This window comes from Haloferax namakaokahaiae (genome assembly GCF_042663225.1).
Lineage (GTDB): Archaea > Halobacteriota > Halobacteria > Halobacteriales > Haloferacaceae > Haloferax > Haloferax namakaokahaiae.
Genome location: NZ_JBHTAA010000002.1, coordinates 226175 through 244714 on the forward strand (window position 1 = coordinate 226175; position 18540 = coordinate 244714).

At 59.7% G+C, this 18540-nt stretch carries 17 protein-coding genes; 3 read left to right on the top strand and 14 right to left on the bottom strand.

Features of this window, described 5'->3' with window-relative positions:
- Nucleotides 1-66: 66 nt before the first annotated feature.
- Both ACFQJC_RS06860 and ACFQJC_RS06865 read right to left on the bottom strand, forming a co-directional pair.
- Nucleotides 67-954, bottom strand: coding sequence for a fumarylacetoacetate hydrolase family protein (locus ACFQJC_RS06860; protein WP_390222570.1), 888 nt, complete (start codon nucleotides 952-954; stop codon nucleotides 67-69).
- 48 nt (nucleotides 955-1002) lie between these two features.
- Entirely contained in the window at nucleotides 1003-2358 is a 1356-nt protein-coding gene (locus ACFQJC_RS06865) for an amidohydrolase family protein (RefSeq protein WP_390222571.1), read from the bottom strand.
- A gap of 105 nt (nucleotides 2359-2463) precedes the next feature.
- Between ACFQJC_RS06865 and ACFQJC_RS06870 the strand changes: the two genes are divergently transcribed.
- Nucleotides 2464-3078 (top strand): TetR/AcrR family transcriptional regulator, encoded by a 615-nt coding sequence (locus ACFQJC_RS06870; RefSeq protein WP_390222572.1) that lies wholly within the window; start codon nucleotides 2464-2466, stop codon nucleotides 3076-3078.
- A 98-nt stretch (nucleotides 3079-3176) separates the two neighbouring features.
- Here ACFQJC_RS06870 and ACFQJC_RS06875 read toward each other — a convergent pair whose 3' ends face one another.
- Genes ACFQJC_RS06875 through ACFQJC_RS06885 form a run of 3 tightly spaced genes read right to left on the bottom strand, consistent with a single transcriptional unit; the run spans nucleotide 3177 to nucleotide 5940 of the window.
- On the bottom strand, nucleotides 3177-3545 hold the full coding sequence (locus ACFQJC_RS06875; RefSeq protein ID WP_390222573.1) for a PhlB family protein: 369 nt from the start codon (nucleotides 3543-3545) through the stop codon (nucleotides 3177-3179).
- Nucleotides 3542-4681, bottom strand: coding sequence for a thiolase C-terminal domain-containing protein (locus ACFQJC_RS06880; RefSeq protein ID WP_390222574.1), 1140 nt, complete (start codon nucleotides 4679-4681; stop codon nucleotides 3542-3544). The genes ACFQJC_RS06875 and ACFQJC_RS06880 overlap by 4 nt, the downstream gene beginning before the upstream one ends.
- On the bottom strand, nucleotides 4678-5940 hold the full coding sequence (locus tag ACFQJC_RS06885) for a CaiB/BaiF CoA transferase family protein (protein WP_390222575.1): 1263 nt from the start codon (nucleotides 5938-5940) through the stop codon (nucleotides 4678-4680). The genes ACFQJC_RS06880 and ACFQJC_RS06885 overlap by 4 nt, the downstream gene beginning before the upstream one ends.
- Nucleotides 5941-6086: 146 nt before the next feature.
- Here ACFQJC_RS06885 and ACFQJC_RS06890 point away from each other — a divergent pair, with 146 nt between their 5' ends.
- Nucleotides 6087-7223: a 3-keto-5-aminohexanoate cleavage protein gene (locus tag ACFQJC_RS06890; protein WP_390222576.1), complete on the top strand. Its 1137-nt coding sequence runs from the start codon at nucleotides 6087-6089 to the stop codon at nucleotides 7221-7223.
- 108 nt (nucleotides 7224-7331) lie between these two features.
- Here the strand turns inward: ACFQJC_RS06890 and ACFQJC_RS06895 are convergent, their stop codons facing one another.
- The 9 genes from ACFQJC_RS06895 to ACFQJC_RS06935 form a co-directional block, all read right to left on the bottom strand.
- The gene (locus ACFQJC_RS06895) at nucleotides 7332-7724 is read right to left on the bottom strand and encodes a DoxX family membrane protein (protein WP_390222577.1); all 393 of its coding nucleotides are present in this window, start codon (nucleotides 7722-7724) and stop codon (nucleotides 7332-7334) included.
- A 166-nt stretch (nucleotides 7725-7890) separates the two neighbouring features.
- On the bottom strand, nucleotides 7891-8934 hold the full coding sequence (locus tag ACFQJC_RS06900) for a WD40/YVTN/BNR-like repeat-containing protein (protein WP_390222578.1): 1044 nt from the start codon (nucleotides 8932-8934) through the stop codon (nucleotides 7891-7893).
- Nucleotides 8935-9112: 178 nt separating this feature from the next.
- Nucleotides 9113-9850 carry an ABC transporter ATP-binding protein gene (locus tag ACFQJC_RS06905; RefSeq protein WP_390222579.1) on the bottom strand — a complete coding sequence of 246 codons (738 nt, stop codon included), beginning with the start codon at nucleotides 9848-9850 and terminating at the stop codon, nucleotides 9113-9115.
- Nucleotides 9847-10605 carry an ABC transporter ATP-binding protein gene (locus ACFQJC_RS06910; protein WP_390222580.1) on the bottom strand — a complete coding sequence of 253 codons (759 nt, stop codon included), beginning with the start codon at nucleotides 10603-10605 and terminating at the stop codon, nucleotides 9847-9849. The genes ACFQJC_RS06905 and ACFQJC_RS06910 overlap by 4 nt, the downstream gene beginning before the upstream one ends.
- Entirely contained in the window at nucleotides 10602-12575 is a 1974-nt protein-coding gene (locus tag ACFQJC_RS06915) for an ABC transporter permease (protein ID WP_390222581.1), read from the bottom strand. The genes ACFQJC_RS06910 and ACFQJC_RS06915 overlap by 4 nt, the downstream gene beginning before the upstream one ends.
- Nucleotides 12576-12593: 18 nt before the next feature.
- Nucleotides 12594-13940 (bottom strand): ABC transporter substrate-binding protein, encoded by a 1347-nt coding sequence (locus ACFQJC_RS06920; protein WP_390222582.1) that lies wholly within the window; start codon nucleotides 13938-13940, stop codon nucleotides 12594-12596.
- Nucleotides 13941-14107: 167 nt separating this feature from the next.
- The gene (locus tag ACFQJC_RS06925) at nucleotides 14108-14869 is read right to left on the bottom strand and encodes an IclR family transcriptional regulator (RefSeq protein ID WP_390222583.1); all 762 of its coding nucleotides are present in this window, start codon (nucleotides 14867-14869) and stop codon (nucleotides 14108-14110) included.
- Between the two features lie 801 nt (nucleotides 14870-15670).
- On the bottom strand, nucleotides 15671-16237 hold the full coding sequence (locus ACFQJC_RS06930) for a TATA-box-binding protein (RefSeq protein WP_390222584.1): 567 nt from the start codon (nucleotides 16235-16237) through the stop codon (nucleotides 15671-15673).
- Between the two features lie 73 nt (nucleotides 16238-16310).
- The gene (locus ACFQJC_RS06935) at nucleotides 16311-16817 is read right to left on the bottom strand and encodes a hypothetical protein (protein WP_390222585.1); all 507 of its coding nucleotides are present in this window, start codon (nucleotides 16815-16817) and stop codon (nucleotides 16311-16313) included.
- Between the two features lie 215 nt (nucleotides 16818-17032).
- Here ACFQJC_RS06935 and lhgO point away from each other — a divergent pair, with 215 nt between their 5' ends.
- Nucleotides 17033-18244, top strand: a complete 1212-nt coding sequence (lhgO, locus tag ACFQJC_RS06940; protein WP_390222586.1) for an L-2-hydroxyglutarate oxidase — start codon at nucleotides 17033-17035, stop codon at nucleotides 18242-18244.
- The last annotated feature ends 296 nt before the right edge of the window (nucleotides 18245-18540 follow it).

Consider the following 18540-nt stretch of genomic DNA (forward strand, 5'->3'; position numbering starts at 1 on the left):
GACGTGAGGACGTGACCAGTCGCACCGAACTGGGAGTGGCAGGGATTCGAAAGTCGTTTGCTTCGGTTAGTCGAACGCGCAGGAGTTCGACAGCTCGCCGAGTTCGTCGATACCCACGGTGACCTCGTCGCCGTCTTCTAACAACACGGGCGGTTCTCGGTACACACCGACACCCGGTGGCGTCCCGGTGAAGATGAGGTCTCCGGGCTTGAGCGTGAACGCCTGACTACAGAACGAGACGAGTTCGCTGACGCCGAAGATGAGATTCGACGTCGAGGAGTCTTGGAGTCGCGTGCCGTTGACTTCGGTCCAAATCGACAGATTGTGTGGGTCGGACACCTCGTCCGGCGTCACAATCTCGGGACCAATCGGCGCGAACGAGTCGAGACTCTTACCCCGAACCCACTGGCCGTCGCCGTGCTGGAGGTCGCGGGCGGACACGTCGTTCCCGACGAGGTAGCCCGCGACGTGGTCGAGTGCGTCGTCTTCGCTCACGCGACGTGCTTCGCGTCCGATGACGATGACGAACTCTGCCTCGTAATCGACTTTCTGTGTGAGCTCGGGGTCCCACGAGATGGTGCTGTCTGGTCCGGTAATCGTCGTCGGGAACTTCGAGAACAGGACCGGTGTCTCCGGAATCGGATTGTCGCCCTCTTCTGCGTGGTCACGATAGTTCAGCCCCACACAGACGATTTTCTCTGGGCCGGTAATCGGTGCGTGTCGGTCGAGGTCGGCGGCATCGTACACGCCAGTTCCGGTCTCGGTCGCATATTCGAGGGCGAGTCCGACCTTCTGCTCCCACTCCCAACTGGCGAGCAGGTCGGTGCTCGCCGTGGGAAGAGAGATGCCTGCTGCTGAACCCGCTTCAGCGAGGTTCACGACCGTCGAGTCGTCGAGACGCACGCCGACCCATCGGTCGTCGGAATCGGCCGTGCTATATTGTCCAATGCGCATTGTAGTGTGTTATCACTCTGTGTATTCTGAAGGGTATTGAATCTAGCCTTAGAGGTCAATACCGGACTCTTCGATGAGTCTGCGACCCGATTGCTTGAAGCGGTCGAACTCGTCGGTGACCGCCGGGTTGAGCAGTGTACCGTCTCGCTTGACGACTTCGCCGTCAACGAGCACCGTGTCGATGTGTGACGGTTCGATTTCGAAGACGACCGTCTGGACCGGCGAGTGCGCAGGGGCGGTCATGAAGTCGTTCGCATCGACCATGATGATATCCGCACGCTTGCCGGGTGTGAGCGACCCGATTTGGTCCTCCATACCGAGCGCTCTCGCTCCTTCGATAGTCGCCATTTCGAGTGTGTCACGCGCAGTGAGGTCGAGTTTCGTGACCTCCTCGCCGTCTTCGAGTTGGGGTTGGTTCGCCAGCATCCGGTGGGTTTGCAGGCCGACGCGCATCTGGGTGGTCATATCGCCGCTGATGGCCGATGAAACGTCCACCCCCCACGTCGGGCGGCCACCGGCTTTCAACACCTTTCCGGTGACGGGGATGCCGTGGCCCATTTGCATCTCGACTTCGGGCGTGGCAGAGAACGAGACGCCCGCATCGACGGCGTGCTGGATGTCTTCCTGCGTGAAGTGGTTTCCGTGGGCGATGTTCACGTCCGGCCCCAGCATGTCCGAGAGCGTACCGAAGCCCTGGTACTCGTCGTTGTACTCCGAAGAAGTCCACTGCGCAGCACCCATGTGGATGCTGGAGAGGGCCCCCAATTCGCGTGCCAGTTCCAAGTCGCGGCGAGCAGTCTCGTCGGTACAGAAGTCCGGCCCGCGGAGACCGAGACCCAGACTAAGTAGGTCGTCGTCACGAATTTTTTCGTCGTAGAGGTCGCGGATGTTCTGTTCCGGGAGACCGACATCGCTGTTGTACCACCACTTCGCCGCGTCGTCACCCGGTGGGCCGTAGGTGTACACCGCCCGCAGTCCGGCATCCCGAAGCGCATCGACGGCCCGTTCGCCGTGTTCGAGCGTGTTGGGGTACGACCAGTCGAGGGCGGTGGTCGTTCCCGTGTAGAGTTTTTCTAGCCCACCGAAGAGACCGCCGAGGTACGCGTCTTCGGGTTGGTATAGCCCGGTGATGTTGCCGAGCATGTGGTCGAAATACTCGTTCATGAGCGACCAGTCCCCGGCGATGCCCCTAACTTGGGTCTGTGCGAGGTGGATGTGGGAATCGACGAATCCGGGGAGGACGATGTGGTCCGACGCGTCGATTACCTCTGCGTTGTCCGTCGAAAGTCCGTGCCCGATTTCCACGATTTCGCCGTCCTCGACGAGTACGTCGGCGTCTTCGAGGTCACCGATATCCGAGTCGAGTGAGACGACTGTTCCACTCCGAATGACTGTGCGTGACATAGTCGTATGCAATGATGGACCATGACATTAAATAATTTACCGTGCGGTAAACAACGTGAGAGACCGCAGAACAACCACTATGTTCCCCCACGAAAATCGTCCCACATGAACACCCCAACCGACGAACGCGCCTCCTCGGACACGCGGGAGGCCATCATGGAAGCGACGTTTCGAGCGCTCAGTAAACACGGCTACAACGACCTTCGGATGCGAGACATCGGCGAAGAGATGGAGATGACTCGACAGGTCATCCACTACCACTACGACGGGAAGTACGACCTCATGTCGCACTTTCTGGAGTACATCATCGAACAGTACGAGGGAAGCGTCGAAGTGGACTCTAACGCGCCGCCCCGCGAAGAACTCGATGCCCGTATCGACCAGTGTCTCTTTGGCCCGAAGTTCGACGACTTCGGCCACTGGGACCGCATGAAAGTGTACCACGAGTTGTTCACCTACGCCCAGAACGACGAGCGACACCGCGAGATTTTCAACACCCACTACGGACGGATTCGGTCGAGCATCACCGAAGTCGTCGAGGACGGCATCGAACGAGGGGTCTTCCGCGACGTCGATGCCGCACGAATGGGCCAACTCATCACCGACGTCATCCACGCGGCACGCGGCCGAAAACTCTCACTCGGTCACGACGACGCCCCCGAGGAGACGCGGGCCGCTATCGACGAGTTCATCCTCGACTCGCTCTATCTCGACGAATAGCGGGATTTCGACTGAGCACCCCCGACCGGCTGTTCGACTTCAACTCACCGTTCGACGTTGGCCTCCGCTTCGACGTGTTGGGTTCACCGACTCCTGTGCTATTCCTCCTCCGTCACGACCGTCAGGCGCGGACCTCGATGCTCGTCGCCGGAACGCAACCGGTACTCACCAGAAAATCTCACTCGGTCACCCTTCGACGCGGGCGCTTCGAGTTGTGCGAGTACGCGTACGTCGTCGAATCGGGCGAGCGCGAGCCAATTCGGGCTTCGAACGTCGGGTGGCGTCACCTCGACAGTCGTCACCGCGACGACCGTTCCCACCCCGAGCGCGTCGGTTTCGAACGTCTCGCCGCGGCAGTTCGGACAGTAACTTCGCGTGTAGTACCATCGATGCCCGCAGTGCGAGCACTGGAACGCTTCCTCGACACCAATCCGTTCGATTCGGTCGTGTGGGTCGTGCCTCGTCATGCTTCTACTATCGTACAGACGCTGTTGTTGCCGAACCCTGCGACGTTGATTGCGAACGCAGTCCTGGCATCCGACACCTGCCGTTCCGGCGGGAGGTCGCCTCGGAGTTGCCAGACGAGTTCGATGAGTTGCGAAATTCCGGTTGCGCCGAGCGGATGACCACGCGCTTTCAACCCGCCACCGGGGTTGACCGGCAGGCGACCATCACGCTGTGTTTCGCCGTCCATCACCGCTTCCCACGCCGTTCCGGGGTCGTAGAACCCCAACTCTTCGAGTTCGAGGAGTTCCAAGATGGTGAACGCGTCGTGGATACAGACGAGGTCCACGTCGTGCGGCGTCATCCCCGCGTCGTCGAAGGTTCGTTCACCAGCTTCTCGGACGCTCTCGATTTCGAGTGGGTCCGGTCTGTCCGCAACGGCATGCGTTCCCGTCGCACTGCCGATGCTCGTCACCCGTACGTCGTCCGCCGTGTCTCGGGCGAGGACGACGGCCGCCGCACCGTCGGTCATCGGACAACAGTCGTAGAGTCGAAGCGGGTCGGCGATGACGGGCGATTCGAGCGCATATGCGACGCTGATCGATTTCCGAAATTGCGCTACCGGGTTGGCGACAGCGTTGCCGTGGTTTTTCGCAGCGACTGCCGCGAGGGCTTCGCGCGGTGCACCGTACCGGTCGAGGTAGACACCCGCGGCAAGTCCGCCAAACGAGGGAAGGGTCAGCCCTTGTGCGTACTCCCGTTGGTGGGTGACTCGACTGATAGCCTCCGTGACGTTCGCAGTTTCACCGACCGACATCTTCTCCGCGCCGACGACGAGCGCGACGTCGGACTGTCCGCTCTCTATCGCTTCGACACCGCGGTGGACTGCGCTCGCGCCTGTCGCACTCGTGTTCTCGATTCGGTCGGCAGTGACGCCTTCGATGCCGAGCGAGGACGTGAGCGCGTTACCGAGACCCGCTTGCAACCCGAGCGAATCGGCGAGCGCGGTGCCGACGTGGAGTGAGGTCACGTCGGCGGCGGGGTAGCCAGCGTCGTCGAGCGCCCGCGTCGCCGCGACACTCGCCATCTCGACGATAGAGTACGGCAGTTCCGAACGGAACTTCGTCATGCCGACGCCGGGTATGGTTACCCCGGTCATTCGCTGTCGCCGCCGCCGTCGCCGTCGGTGACCGTCTGCGCGCCGAACACCCCTCTCGATTCGAACTCGTCGATTTCGGTCTCGGTGTAGCCGAGGTCACGAAACACCTCTCGGTTGTGCTCGCCGAGAAGCGGCGGTGCCATCTCGAATCCGCTGTCGCTGTGTTCGAACTTGAGTGGGTGCTCGATGACCGGAATCGTCCCGAGTTCGGGGTGCTCGATTTCGGATATCGCTCCGCGAGCATCCACCTGTGGGTTGTTGAGCGCTTCCTCGACTTCGTAGACGGGTCCGGCGGGGACGCCGCCCTCGTCGGCGATGATTTCTATCCACTCGTCTGTCGTCTTCTCTCCTAACGTCGCTTCGATTTCCGCCTCTAACTCGTCTTGATGGGCGACTCGCTCGGCGTTCGTCTCGAACCGCTCGTCGGCGGGGAGGTCGGTCCGACCGATGACCTCGCACAACTCGTGCCAGAGCTTTTCGTTCAGAATGCAGACGTTGAGGTAGCCGTCGGCCGTCTCGAACGTCTGATACGGAGCGAGCACGGGGTCTTTCGTTCCCATCCGAGTCGGCGTCTCGTCCGCGAACACCTGTCCTGCTTGCTTCGTCAACCACGGCAACGTCGCTTCGAGCATCCCGAGGTCGATGTACTCGCCCTCGCCGGTTCGCTCGCGTCGGTAGAGCGCCGACGTCGCACCGAACGCCGCCCACATGGCGGTGATGAGGTCCGTTATCGGAAGCCCGACTTTGACCGGCTGGCGGCCTTCCTCGCCAGTCACGCTCATGATGCCGCTCATCCCCTGAATGAGGAGGTCGTATCCGGACCGCTCTGCCCACGGTCCGGTCTGGCCGAAGGCGGAGATTGCGAGGTAGATTACCTCCTCGTTGTAGGACGTGATGGTCTCGTAATCGACACCGAGTCGTTCTGCGGTGCCCGGTCGGTAGTTCTGGATGAAGATGTCCGCGTGTTCGGCCAGTTCGTACAGGGCCTCGCGCGCTCGCTCGTTCTTCAGATTGAGTTCGAGGCTCCGTTTCCCGTAGTTGACCGTCCAGTAGTAGGGAGACTCACCGTGGATGAACGGCGGTCCCGAGTGGCGAATCGCATCACCGTACCCCGGTTGTTCGACCTTGACGACCTCTGCCCCGAGGTTCGCCAACATCGCAGAGCAAAAGCCGCCTGTGACGAACGTCGAAAGGTCGAGGACGGTGATTCCCTCCAGAATTTTCTCGTTCTGTCCCGTCGATGTACTAGTTTTTGACATGCTAATGGCCTCGCTAGTGGAACCGTGCGTTTGCTATTGACACACGTGCTATCCTGTACCGGTACTATTGGGTACCACAGCGTAAAGCTATCGGGAACACTACCCTCGTGAAAACTGTTTTATCAACTGCCCGTATTGACTGTGGTATGAGTTCGCACAGCGAGAGCTCTCAGCACGACCAACAGACCGGGAGCGGTACCGACGAAAATCCAGTCACCGACGAGCAGTACGGCGTCTTGAAAACCGAGAACGACCCGCGGCCCAAAGAAGAGATTATCTCGACTATCGCCCGACGGCACCCCATCGAACTCGAAGAGCGAATCGACACACTCGGCAAACCGCTCATCATCGAGTGTGCGAGTCCGGGGTGGCAACCCGACGAGTGGCCACCGGAAGACGCGTACCCCGAGGGATTGCCGCCGAATTACACGGAACCAGGAGACACTCGGTACCCGGCCGTCCCATGCTCGCTCGAAGCGCAAGCCGACGAAATCGTCAAAGCCGCAAAGGCGGGATGCGCGGCGGCACACATCCACCCCCGAGACCCGGCGGACTGTCTGGGAACCGACGACGTGGACATGCTCGCCGACATCTACCGGCGCATCTTCGAGGAGACTGACGTCGTCTCCGTCCAACACTCGTGGAAAATCACCCCCGACAACAGTATCGACTACATCGACATGGCCGAACAGAAACTCGCCGCGGCCGGCGGGAGCAACAAGTACATCCAGGGAAGCGTGATGCTCTGGCCGCCGTTCGACTCCTATCCGAAGAAGTACACCGAGCGGATGCGAGAGGGCGTCGAGTTCTACCGGGAACACGGTATCAAGCCGATTCACAAAGTTCGAAGTTCCTACAACACCCGCCGACTCTACCGCGACCTGAACGCAACCGGCCTCCTTGACGACGGCGACGGCCCGCTCTGTGTCTTTCACGACATGGGCCACCCGTTCGGATGGCCGTTGGACCAAGACCCATGGATGCCAATCGAGATGATTACGAGCCTCGAACAGACCAAACAGCGGTTCCCCGACGACACCGTCATCGGCGTCTGCTCGGGCGGCCGCAACTGGCTTCCCATCACGATTGAGGCGATTCTGCGCGGCGTCGATTACGTCCGCGTCGGCATCGAGGACTACTACTGGATGTATCCGCACAGAGACGAAGTCATCCAAGAGAACATCGAGGTCGTGAACAAAATCGTGGACTTCTGTAACATCATCGGCCGCGAGGTCGCCACCCCAGCGCAGGCACGGGACATCATGGGTATCGAGCTGACCTGAGTCGGTCACGAATCTCTCTCACCGTTTTTCGAGTACACCAACACGCGAGACTCTCCAGTCGATTATCGGTCGTTCGACCCACGAGTTCGAAAAATCTGAAGTGGCGACTCAGTCGTCTTTCGCCGCTTCGTCGAGCAGTGCGATTGCGCCGCCGATGAGCGCGAGGTTCTTACAGAAGTTTATCTTGTTTCCGTGTCGCTCTTCCCCCTCTAACTCCCAGAAGTTGTGGATTGCGGGCGTCGTCCCGACGAAGAAGACGATGACCGCGCCGGCGGCGAATTTGGGGAATCGCCACACGAGCAGCAACAGGTTTGCGACCAAGAGCATGCCCGTCGTGAAGGGGACGAGAACCTCCGGAATCGGGACTCCCTTCTCGCGTGCGATTTCGACTCGGGTCTCGTTGTGGCGGAAACCATCGACGGACATGTAGACGAGCACGCCACTGTAGAGGAGTCTGGCGAGCACTGGTGGGGCCGTCTTCGAGGATGATGAGTCGGTCATTGGTTTGCGGTCGATACAGAGATTGGAGTCGTTCGGGACGCTTCACTGTCGGGTGTCATCGTATAGCAAATACAGCAGTCCGAAAGCATATATTTGTATCGCCAACGGTGGGACAGAGAGTCCGTTTGTGCTCGTACTCGTGCCGAAAAGCGGGCGGTAGTCCGAGTTAGACCGTTGCGATGAATCCGATGTTGGCGGGGACGCGCCCGACGACGTGATAGGTCCCCTCGTCGTCACGGCGCATGATACAGCCCTCGATATCGTCGCGCTGGTCGGGCACGTCGAAGAGACCCGACCCACAGATTACGTCGCCCTCGTAGATGTCCCACGTCTCGATGACTTGCGTCTCCTCGGTCGGGTACGACACTCGGTCGAGGGTGCGGCCGAAGTTCGTCGATTCGAAGAGCGCCGCGCCGTGGTCGTCGTGGACCCACTCCGGCGGTGCTTCCTCGCCGCCGCCGAAGAACATCGTCCCGTCGTGGACGAACACGTTGCGGATGTACGCGTAGGGATTTCCGACGTCGATTCGCGTCCACGAGTCGCCGCCATCGACGGTTCGGTACAGGCCGCCGACGCCCACTGCGTGGCCGAGTCCAATCTTCTCTATCGTGTGGTCGAGGTAGCCCGTGGCCGCCAACCACACGTCTTCGGTAATCGGGACGATTTCGTGGATGTCGTCGATGATGGTGTCACGTCGGTCGAGCCACGTTTGGCCGCCGTCGCGGCTGAGATGAATCCCGCCGGCTTCGACGCCGGCGATGAGTTGTTCGGGACGGCCGGGAACGGTCTTCAGACACCGAAGTCGCGCGTAATGAGGGTCGATGGGCGACTCCCAGTGCCCGCGCGACGGAATGTCTCGAAAGCCCTTCATCTCCATCCACGTCTCACCGTCGTCCACGGAGCGGTAGACGTAGGGGTCGTTCGTCCCGGCGTACAACGCGTCGGGTGTCGAGAGGACGGACCACACTTCGCTCTTTCCGGCGTGCCAGTATCGACTCCCGGTTGGCACGCCGAGGTTCTCCCACGTATGGCCACCATCCGACGAGCGGAACGCGCCCGCCGTCGAGGAGACGAAGATATCCTCGGTGTGGTCGTACGTCTCGACGCCGGTGACCATCCCGCAGTCGAGGACTATTTCCGCGTCGTCCTGCTCGAAGGGGAGGTCACTCACACGGTACAGCCCGTTATCTGTGCCGATTAACAACGACATACATTGACTCTCATGGCTCGTGGTATTAAATAACTAGGTGGATGACGATTCGAGATTCCGCGACGGGGATTCGGCGCTGGGGCTACCCGAAGCGGTCGGCGGCAAAACGAGGCGGAGAGGGTTGGCCGAGGGGCACACACCCACAGTCAGTGATGAGTGGGCGGCTAGGAGAACCCACCTACAGTTCGTCGCTGATAGATGCGCCGATGCCGAGATACTGCTGTTGGGTCTCCTCGTCCGCTTGGAGTGCCTCGGTCGTCCCTTCGTAGACGATTTCGCCCTTGTTGAGGATGTAGTTCCGGTCGGAGACTTCGAGCACGGCGTTGAGGTTCTGCTCGACGAGCAGGATTGGAATCCCCTGGTCGCTGACGTGCTCGATAATGTCGAGGACGTCTTCGACGATCTGCGGAGCGAGTCCCTCGGTCGGTTCGTCGAGCAACAGGAGTTTGGTCTGCCCCACGACGGCGCGAGCGATGACGAGCATCTGCTGTTCGCCACCGCTCAAGTGGGAGGCCAACTGCTCGCTGCGTTCTTCCAATCGCGGGAGTAAGTCGTACACCTCCTCGATGGTGAACACCCCGTCGTCGCGGTTCACGCGCCCCATCTCCAGATTCTCCGCGACCGTGAGGTCGGGGAAGATGGCCCGTTCTTCTGCGACGTAGCTCACGCCGAGGCGGCTAATCTCGTGGTCGGGAAGCGACGTGATGTCGGTTCCGTCGAACACGATGGTGCCGTCGAACGGCTTGATGACGCCCGAGATGGAACGGAGCGTCGTCGTCTTCCCGGCACCGTTCCGTCCGAGGAGTGCGACGACTTCCCCGTTTCCGACCTCCAGCGACACGTCGCGGAGCACCTGACTCTTGCCGTAGGCCGTGTCGATTTGCTCGACCGAGAGCAGCGAGTCGTCGGAACTCATGCGTACTCACCTCGGGTGCCGAGGTAGGCCTTCTGGACGGCGGGGTCGTTCTGAATCTCCTCCGGCGGTCCGTGCGCGAGGATGCCGCCCTCGCTGAGGACCGTAATCTGGTCGGAGATTCCCATGACGATTTCGAGGTCGTGTTCGATGAGGACGGGCGTGATACCGCGGTCTGCCGAGACGCGTTGAATCATGCGGACCGTCTTCACCGACTCCTCTTTGCCCATTCCGGCGGTCGGTTCGTCGAGGAGGAACAGTTCGGGTTCGACCGCGACGCCGAGACCGATATCGAGTTTCCGACGGTCGCCGTGGCTCAGTTCGTCGGCACGAGCCTCCGCGAGGTCGGTCAGGCCGATATCTTCGAGTATCGCGTCGGCGGTGCCAGCGGGTCCCGAGAGGGAATCGGCCCGTTTCCAGAACGAGTCGTGGTCGTCGTCGAGCGACTGTGCGGCGATTCGCAGGTTCTCCCGCACGGTCAACCCCTCGAAGAGGTCCGCGATTTGGAAGGACCGACTGATGCCGCGGTGGACGATTTGACGCGGCGGAAGGTCCGTGATGTCTTCGTCCTTGAAGTAGACGCGGCCCTCGCTCGGTTGGAGTAACCCGGTGATGAGGTTGAACAGCGTGGATTTCCCCGCGCCGTTCGGGCCAATCACGGAGTGGATTTCGTCGCGCTCGATACGCAGGTCCACGTCATCGACTGCGGTCAGCAGGCCGAATCGCTTCGTCAGTCCGTCGGTGTAGAGGAGGCTCATTGGTTTTCACCGGAGACAGGCTCCTCCGCCGTTGGCGTGCCGGTCGCACGCTGCGCATCGATTCGCTCTCGAATCGAGATGCCGATACTCACCAACCCGCGCGGTGCGAACAGCACGGTGAGCACGAGGAAGATTCCGAGGACGAACCGCCACTGTTCGGTGTACGTCGAGAGGACGTGGTCGAGTCCGACAAGGACCGCCCCGCCGATGATGGGACCGTACAGCGTTCCGGTCCCGCCGAGCACCATTGCGAACAGCGCGTCACCGGAGACGAACCAGTAGAGCGTGTTCGGACTCACGAACGTCTGGTAGGTGACGAACAGCGCGCCCGCAACACCACCGACTGCGCCCGAGAAGGCGAACGCTCGGCGCTTGTACTTGTTCGCGTCGTATCCGAGGAACGACGCCCGGCGCTCGCTCTCGCGGATTGCGGTCAAGACGCGCCCGAACGGCGAGTCCATGACGCGAACGGCGAGGAAGTAACACCCCGCCAGACAGACCAGCGCGAGGTAGTAGAACGCGATCGGGTCGGCGAGGTCGATGACTTGGAAGAGCCGAATGTCCGGAATGCCGGTCAGACCGTTGCTCCCCCCCGTGATATCGGGGATGGTGAAGGACAGTTGGTAGAGCAACTGAGCCGACGCGAACGTAATCATCGCAAAGTACACCCCCGTCAGTCGTATCGAGAGCGCGCCGATGACCCACGCGAGAACCGTCGTCACCAATACGGCGACGAGGAGTGCGAGGACGAACGAGTTCGTCACGTGAATCGTCGTCAGACCGACCGCGTACGCCCCGACGCCGAAGAAGGCGGCGTGGCCGAACGAGATGAGTCCGATGTAGCCCATGACGATGTCGAGACTGAGCGCGAACAGCCCCCAGATGAACATCAGCGAGATGAGTCCGAGGACGTACGGCGAGAACACGCGATGAGTGCCCAACGGGACGAGGACGAGGAGTCCGAGCAACGCGAGCACTCGCCGGTCGGTGAGCGGAATCGGGTTGATGGTCTCCTTGAACGAGAGTTTGGCGACCTCGTCACGAATCTCGTACGAGCCGAGAATCCCCTGCGGTCTGAACAGCAGGATACCGAACATGATGAGGTAGATGAGAAAGCCGCTGAGTTCCGGGACGAGCACGTTTCCGATGGTCTGCAACATCCCGATGACGAGCGCGGCGATAACCGACCCGAGGTAGCTTCCGAGTCCGCCGACCGCCACGACGATGAACGCGATGACGAGAATCTCGTTGCCCATCGAGGGGTTCACGTTGAGGAACGGAGCGGCGAGAACGCCGGCCGCCCCGGCGAGGAGCGACCCGAGCGCGAACACGAGCGTGAAGTATTTCGCCATATCGACGCCCATGACGCGAACGGTCTGCTGGTCCTGTGCACCCGCGCGGACGATGAGTCCGAACTTCGTGTACCGAAACAGCATCCACGTCGCAACCGCGAGCAGGCCGCCCGCGACGATGGTGAACAAGCGGTACTTCGGGTAGAAGATGGGTCCGAGCTGGACCGCGCCGGCGAGGATTTCGGGCGTGTTGATGAGTTGTTGGCCGCCGCCCCAGACGAACTCGACTGCGTCGGTGATGATGAGGACGAGTCCGAACGTCAGTAACACGTGGTACAGCGGACCTCGGTCGTAGATTCGGTTGAGTGTCGCCCGCTCAAGCCCGGCGCCGATGAGTGCGACACCGATCGGTGCGAGGAACAACGCGACGAAGAAGCTCCCCGTCGCGCCGATGACGACGAGCGCGAGATACGCTCCAATCATGTAGAACGCTCCGTGGGCGAAGTTCAGGATATCGGTTATCCCGAAGATGACCGACATCCCGGAGGCGAGCAGCACGTAGAGCACTCCCAGTGCAAGCCCGTTCAGGAGCTGTAACAAGATGAGTTCGATACTGAACCCACCTTGCAGGGGGACGAGTGTGTTCGCACCGGCGAGTGCGATTGTTGATAACTCCATGTTCATGTGCTATCGACGTTACAACGAGGGCATCTCACAGCCAGTATCCTCACAGGCTTTGGTGATTTCGTCGGCCGGTCTGACCTCGCTGACGCTGAGTGCGGGCCAGTCGTACTCCTCCGGAGCGACGATTTTTCCGACGGGGTAATCACGAACCGCCTGGTGGTCGCACTCGCGCATGGTGACCGGACCCATCGGTTCTTCGGACTCCAAATCGGCCATCCCGGCGACGATATCCGCGGTTTCGGTTCCGCCAGCGTTCTCGGCGGCCATCGCGTACAGTCGCATGCTACTCCACATCACCGCGCCCGGGTCGTCCGGCGGCGCGTCGTACGCGTCTTCGTACGCGGCGACGAGTTCCGCGTTCGCCGGGGTGTCGTACTTGTACGAGTATCGAATGATGGTGTACGTATCGACGGCGGCCATCCCCGCACCCTGACGGAGTGGTTGTTGGGAGTTGAGCGGACTCATGATGTCCATCTGGTTCTTGAGACCGAACTGGTCGGCCTGTTTCAGGAAGTTGATGGCGTCCGACCCGCTGAGTGCCGTCAGCACCCAATCCGCGTTCGACGACTGCATCTGGCTGATGTACGAGGAGTAGTCCGACGTTCCGAGCGGCGTCTTGGTCACGTTGACGATGTTCGACCCCTCGGTGTTCTCGATGACCGATTGCCACGTGTCCCGGATGGACTGGCCGAAACTGTAGTCGGCGTAGTGAATCCAGACGTTCTGGCCGAGGTTCTCCAGCGCCCACGGTGCCCCCGCGCGTGCGTCCTGGTCGGCAGAGAACTGGTAGCGGAACGTCGTCGGCTTACATTCGGAGCCCGTGATCGAGTTCGACCCACCGTAGGTATAGTACGGCACGCCGGCGCTGTACGCGTAGTCGGCCACGGAGAGACTGACCGCACCGGAGACGGCACCCATGAGAACGTCCACACCGTCGGACTCGACGAGCTTTCTCGCCTTCTCACGCCCCACGGCAGGGTCGGTCTGTGTGTCTTCGAAGACGCCGACCACGTTGCGGCCGTCGATGCCACCGAACTCCTCGTTGATGTGCTGGACAGCAAGCTTTGCTCCTCGCTGTTCTGCTTCTCCCGGTGCCGAAAGCGGTCCGGAAAGCGGGACGACGAAGCCGACTTTCAAGTCGTTCGAACCGGAGTCGGCCGTCGTCTGGTCCTGCTCTGTTTCAGCTTCCGTCGTGTCTTCTCCCCCGCTATCTCCACCACTCCCTCCGCCACCACCGGATTCGGACTGGCCTGCACACCCAGCGAGTGCGGCGAGACCGATTGTACCGGCTGCTCCGGCGTGTTTCAGAATTTGGCGACGGCTCGGGTAGCTACTCTCTCGGTTGGCGTTTGGTGCCATACCGCAAACGATTTTATTATCACTATTAAAGCTTTGGTATGATGGAGCATCGGAGTGAGGGTGTCTGGCGTCAGATTTTCGGGGATACAGTCACAGGAGATGGTCTCCAAAGCACGACAAAAAAAATTCCCAGAATGCGGGATTCGATGCGAGAACAGAATCGGAAATCAGGCGTGTTCGATGTGTAGTTCGAGTTCGTTCGTCGCACCGAGCACGGCGTCAGGAAGCTCTCGCTCTAAACGGTCGCCCTTGAGTCTCGTCGCGGGACCCGAGATACTGAGTGCTCCGACCACTTCGTCGTTCTTGCCTCGGACCGCGGCGCCGACGGCGTGTACACCCGCAGTCGATTCTTCGAGGTTGATAGAGTACCCGCGCTCGCGTATCTCTCTGAGTTCTTCTCGGAGTTCCTCGCGGTCGATAATCGTGTTCGGTCCCGTCTTCGAGAGGTCGAGCGCGTCGAGCAGTCGATTCCGCTCTCCCTTCGGTAAGTTCGCAATGATTGCTTTCCCGGCGGCGCTCGAATGAATCGGTCCGCGACGGCCGGTGTACGCACCGGTTTGGACCGCACTCTCGCCCGTCTGTGTGTAGAGATACACGCGTTCGTCTTGCTCTCGGATGATGAACTGCACGCGTTCGTTGGTCTGTTCGGCGAGACTGTCCACCTTCGCTTTGATCATCGGGTACGCGGTGACGTCGCGTCTGAGTTTCCCACCCATCGTCAGGAGTTTGAACCCCAACCGGTACGAACTCCCGTCTTTGACGACGTACCCCCGGCCCTGGAGTGTCGTCAGGTGTCGGTGGACCGTGCTGTTGGTCAGTCCTAACTTCGTCTCCAGTTCCTCCACCGTCTGTCCGCCCTGTTCGTAGAGCACGTCCACGATGTCGAAGGACGTTTCGGTCGTCTTCACCTTCGAGCTGGATTTTCCCATCGTGAGAGAGAATCACAGTCGAAGAATAAATAATTCCCGCATACTCGGAAATCGAATAGCGTTTCCAACGAGTGGCGAAACCGAGATTCAAACGCTCGTGAAGAGTTCTCTTTTCCGGGCAGAATTCTAGAGGGCCACGCTTCCCGTATTTCGGGAATATGTGTGTCATTAGGCTGTTCCGCGAGCGGAGTTCGCCGGGATGAGGCGGTGAAACCGAATGCTTCTAACATCATTTCCCGGAATTCGGGATAGATATGTGCAGAGAGGAACTCGGAAACGCCATACATTACATGCGTACTCATGTAATGAATCGAATGCGCCATCTCACAGGTGTGAGAGCCAGAAGTGGTTCGTTGGTGTAGAGAGACTCGGTATTCCGCGTCATCGAACATAATCCGACTAAATCGACAGCGTACGGTTCACTCGATCTCGAACGTTCACGAACGACACTAGCGAGTGAAAGCGCGTGAGCACCAAGGTTCTACTACCCCGTGAGTACTGTTCGGCCTGCCGCGTTACTCCAGACAATAGAGACCACTCCACCTTCGACAACAACCAATAAACATTCAATTGTTTAAACAAATGTCTTGGAGATAATCGGCATTCGGTGAAGATGATAGAGACAACACAATAAACTAAACGATTTATAAAGAGAATCTACTCAGAATACGGACATCCATAAGTAAACACTATTGTGTTTATTCATCCGTGTGGACGGCTCCACAGCGACTTCGAAAACAGCGGATGCGGACCAGTTCGAAGGCTGTTCCGCAATACAGGAACCCTAAACGGGTTGTATCGTCAGCCGAGCAGTCCGAGCGATTCGATTTTGTCGCTAACGACGTCGATTGCTTCTCGGGCGTGTTCGACTTGTTTCGCACCGGTGATGACGATTTTACCGGAGCCGAACAGCAGTACGACGACGTTCGGTTCGTCGATGCGGTACACCAATCCGGGGAACTGCTCCGGTTCGTACTCGACGTTTTCGAGACCGAGACCGATAGCGAGTGCGTTCAGGTTGAGGGTCGTTCCGAGGTCTGCGCTCGAAACGATGTTCTGAATCGTTACCTCCTCTCGATTGTCGGTCGGAATACCGAGGTCACCCAACTCACCGAAGACGGTTTCGAGTGCTTTGTCCACGTCGGCTACGCTGCTCGCACCGGTACAGACGATTTTGCCAGACCGGAAGATGAGATTCGCAGCGCGCGGGTCTTGCGTTCGGTAGACGAGACCGGGGAAGTTCTCCGGGTCGTAGTCGGACCCCGTGAGGTCCAACGAGAGTGACTCTAAGTCCAACTCTAAGCCGACCGCCGTTGAGGCGACCACGTTTTGAATTTCGAGGGAGTCGAGGCGGGCTTCGTGAGACATCGTACAAGTATTTTATATACTACTACTTAAAGAACCTCGCTGATTGTCAGACATGCTTGATACGAGATTGATATCAGTCTCTCCCCTCCTCGTAGGCGTCCTGAACGTCGGTGAGAACGTCGTCGCGGGCGTTGAACTGTGAGCCGAACATATCGACGACGCCGTCTTCGGAGTCCCACGAGACGTAGTAGTCGGTGAGCACACCAGCGACCGTGTCTCCTAACTCGTCGAGTTCGTCGTTTATCGCCGAGACGGTCGCCCACGAATCGAGCGAGTCGAACTCGTCCAGTTGCTCCCACTCGTCCGGGATTTTCGGCGCGGTGTACTCGATACGTTGGCGCTCGTCGTCCCAGTAGAAGTCGAACTCGTCGAGCAAGCCGACTCGCAAGACGAGTTGATACTCGTCGAGAGAGAGGGACGTGTCGATAGACCACTGAGTGAACGCCTCTGTCCACGCGTTCTCTACCCCGGTGAGATACGCTTGGATTTCGGCCCGACGCGACCTGTCCGTGACGTACTCGTCGTCGCGGGCCTCTCGATAACTTGCTGGGGGGTTGGGAGTTGGAACATCAAGGCCCATACCTACTAGAATGCGACGAAAGAGAATAAACACTCACTCAGGCGAAACGTCCGCTGTTGCCAGTTCGGTACTCTGGGAGGTGATGGGGCGACCACAGTTCGTAGCTGTGGTTGACGTTCGAACAGTGAGAACGAGCGGGAGCGACACGGCGAGTGTCTCAGTAAGTGGAGCGACACGCCTATTGTGGCAGTCGGTAATTCTGTGGCAATCGAGCAATGATTCAGCACGACGTGACCGTCGTCGGTGCGGGCTGTGTCGGCCTCTCCACGGCGAAGCACCTCGCCGAACGAACGGACCTCGACATCGCCGTCGTGGAGAAAGAACACCAGTTAGCCGCGCATCAAAGCGGGCGCAACTCCGGCGTGCTCCATCCTGGCTTCAACTACCCTCCAGAGTCGGAGAAAGCCAGGTTCGCAACGGAGGGAACGCGACGGATGAAGGAGTACTGCGAGGCCCACGACATCCCCTGCGAGGAGTTGGGAGTCCTCGTCGTTGCGCAGACGGACCGTGAAGAGGCACATCTACAGACGCTCGCATCGCAAGCGACGGCGAACGGTGTCGAGTACGAACTCCTCGATTCCCGAGAGAAGATCCGAGCGCACGAGCCGCACGCGGTGGGACGAGCCGCGTTCTACGCGCCAGAAGCAGCGTCGGTCGATTCTCAACAGTACGTCTACTCGCTCGCGCGAGAAGTCCAACAGGCGGGAGTGTCACTGTATCTTGGTCACGAGGTCGAAACGCTTCGACCCCTTTCGTCGGGATACCTGCTCTCGACGAGCAACAGCGAGATAGAGACGTCGTACCTCGTCAACGCCGCCGGTCTCTATGCAGACACGCTCGCACACCAAGTCGGCGTCGGAGAGTCGTACAGCGTCGTGCCGTTCCGAGGCGAGTATTACGAAGTCGTCCCCGAACGGGCGGACCTGTGCCGGACGATGATCTATCCGACCCCCGACCCGGAACTACCCTTCCTCGGCGTTCACTACACGCGGAGAACGGACGGGAAGGTCATCGTCGGGCCGAACGCAGTCCTCGCATTCGGCCGCGAAGCGTACCAGAACACCGACGTTGACGTTCGAGAACTCGCAGAGACGGTGTCCTATCGCGGGTTCCGAAAGTTGCTCGCCTCGAAGACGATGCTCACTGTCGCGTGGTCAGAGTTGAACAAGTCCTATCGCAAACAGAAGTTCACCGAAGCGGCCCAGCGACTCGTCCCGAGCGTTCGAGAAGCCGATTTACGTCAGAGTTACGCGGGAATCCGTGCCCAACTCGTGAGTGACGACGGCGAACTCGTCAAGGACCCACTCACCATCGAGACGGCGGACGCCGTACACGTCCTCAACGCGGTTTCACCCGGACTCACGTGTTCGCTTCCGTTCGGAGAACACGTCGCAGGCCTCATCGCTGAAAGAGCAGAAAGACTCTAGTCCGACTCGACGAGTTCGAAGTGACGAGTGGTAGACTATTCCTCTTCACACGCTATTGTTTTAATCACACAATTCTATCGAACGCCAACTCGACTCTCTGCAAATCACAATAGTCTCGATATCACGCAGTTCAGAGCCATTAAGAGCGCTAACTGACGCTGGCTTGGCCAAAAGAACGCATTCGGCAGTGAGATAATAGAGAAATTAGCTTTCAGAACCTATGAGTTGGGATTTCCTGAGATTGCCGAGAAATAGACAGCAAACAATTGCTTTCTGATATTGTTTAATTGTTGAAA